Annotated in this window: 2 protein-coding genes; one reads left to right on the plus strand and one right to left on the minus strand. The window is 69.9% G+C overall.

The window, feature by feature from the left end; all coding sequences use genetic code 11:
- Nucleotides 1–1,737, plus strand: a 1,737-nt coding sequence (locus tag WA965_RS09410; RefSeq protein ID WP_526447411.1) for a bifunctional copper resistance protein CopD/cytochrome c oxidase assembly protein, incomplete at its 5' end; no start/stop codon positions are given.
- Here WA965_RS09410 and WA965_RS09415 read toward each other — a convergent pair.
- A partial coding sequence (locus WA965_RS09415) for an allophanate hydrolase-related protein (RefSeq protein WP_526447413.1) occupies nucleotides 1,734–2,409 on the minus strand: 676 nt, incomplete at its 5' end. The genes WA965_RS09410 and WA965_RS09415 overlap by 4 nt on opposite strands.

Genomic DNA, 2,409 nt, shown 5'->3' on the forward strand with positions numbered 1-2,409 from the left:
GCCGGCTACCGCGCGCTGCGCACCGGGATGGCAGCCTCCGGGCTGTGGGCCGTCTGCGCTGCGCTGATGGTGCCGCTGACGGTGTCGGATGTCAGCGGCCAGCCGTTGTCGACGCAGTTGAGCCCGGCCGACATCTGGTCGGTGGCCGGCCTGATCGACGTGGCGAGCGCGTGGCGCTGGACCGCATTGTTCGCCTTCGCCGTGGCCGTGGTCAGCGCCCCGGTGCTGCGATGGTCGTGGACGCCGGCGTTGTTCGCCGCGTCGCTGGTGACACTGCTGCCGCTGGCGTTGACCGGGCACTCGTCGTCGGGCGGATCCCACGATCTCGCCACCAACAGCCTGCTGATCCACCTGGTGGCCGGTGCGCTGTGGGCCGGCGGACTACTGGCACTGCTGGTCCACGCGCTGCGCGGCGGCGAGCACGCGTACCTGGCAGCGCGGCGATTCTCGGTGATCGCCCTGTGGTGTTTTGTGGCGATGGCCCTCAGTGGGGTGATCAACGCGCTCGTGCGGGTCCGCCCGGAAGACCTGCTGCACACCAGCTACGGCTGGCTGCTCGTCGCGAAGGCCACGGCGTTGTGTGCGCTCGGCTTTCTCGGGTGGCAGCAGCGCGGTAAGGGGGTGGCTGCGCTGCGCGGCGACGGCGAGGCGCGCGGCCCACTGATCCGCCTGGCACTGGTCGAAGCGGTCATCTTCGGCCTGACCTTCGGGGCGGCGGTCGCTCTGGGCCGGACACCGCCGCCGCCACCACGAAATCTGAACCCGTCGATTCCCGCGGTCGAGATCGGCTACGACCTGGCCGGGCCACCCACCGTCGGCCGGATCCTGTTCGACTGGCGCTTCGACCTGCTGTTCGGCACCGCGGCCATCGTGCTCGCGATCGTGTACCTGGCCGGTGTGCGGCGGCTCAGACGCCGCGGCGATGCCTGGCCCACCGGCAGGGTGGTGGCGTGGGTGCTCGGATGCCTGCTGCTGTTGGTCACGACGTCGTCGGGGCTCGGCCGGTACATGCCTGCGATGTTCAGCATGCACATGATCGCCCACATGCTGCTGTCGATGCTGGTGCCGATCCTGCTGGTGCTGGGCGCGCCGGTGACGCTGGCGCTGCGGGCACTACCCACGGCCGGTCGTGGCGAGCCGCCCGGCCCGCGCGAGTGGGTGCTCGCCGCGCTGCATTCGCGGGTATCGCAGGTACTGACCAACCCGTTCGTCGCGACCGCGTTGTTCATCGTCGGGTTCTACGGCCTGTACTTCGGCGGGATCTTCGACGCCGCCGTCGACAGCCATGGTGCCCACCTGGCGATGAATCTGCACTTCCTGCTCAGTGGCTACCTGTTCTACTGGGTCGTCATCGGCGTCGACCCGACGCCGCGGCCGATACCGCATATCGGCAAGCTGGCGATGGTGTTCGCGTCGCTGCCGTTGCACGCGTTCTTCGGTGTCGTCCTGATGGGCACCAAATCGGTGATCGGCGGGGATTTCTACCGATCGCTGCAACTGGACTGGCACACCGATCTGCTCGGCGATCAGCGACTCGGGGGCGGGATTGCTTGGGCCGCAGGCGAAGTCCCGCTGGTGGTGGTGCTGATCGCATTGTTCGTCCAGTGGCGTCGCACCGACCAGCGGACCGCGAAGCGACTCGACCGCGCCGCCGACCGTGACGACGACGCCGATCTCGCTGCCTACAACAGGATGCTGGCCGAGCTCGCCCGGCGCGAATCGCAGCAGGGAAGCTAATCCGGGCGGTGCCCGGCAACAGCGCCGGCGTCGACGGCGGCAGGCCAGCTGCCGTAGGCGCTGATGTCCGGTCCGGTGGCCGCTGCAGCGTCACAACCGAACCCGGTGCGCCAGGTGCCGTCGGCGAATTCGACCTTCCCCAACTGCATCGGGGCGGGCAGCGCTGACAGGAAATCGCCGAGCGCCGCGGCCGACATCAACCACCGGTGCCCGTACAGCGCGGCCCCAGGTGCGTCGTCCGGCACGCGGGTGATCGCCGGCTTGGCGGGTGACGTCGGCAGCACCGTCATCCGGTAGCGGGGGGCCGTGGTGATCTCGCCGGCCCAGCGGGAGCCGCGGTCGGTGAGCTGGTGGGTCAGCGGCCCGCCACGAAGGTGCGCGCCGAACACCACCAACTCCACGTGACCGGCGGCGCTCAGGCACCAGACGGCATCGACGGCGTCCATCCCGGTGAGCGCCGCCGCGACATCCAACGCAACGGCGTCGTCGAACGCTCTGCTCAGCACCGTCAGGATGCAACCGTCGACGGCCACGCTGATCGCACACATGTCGGCCGGTGTCATCGGCAGTCCGACCGTGATCAGCGCATCGACTCCCTGGAGGTCGCCGTGGTCGGCGGCGACCGTCCATCCCGCGGCGGACAGCGTGGTGTGCACCGCGACGGGCATGGTC

The sequence above is a fragment of the Mycobacterium sp. genome (assembly GCF_049683935.1).
Lineage (GTDB): Bacteria > Actinomycetota > Actinomycetes > Mycobacteriales > Mycobacteriaceae > Mycobacterium.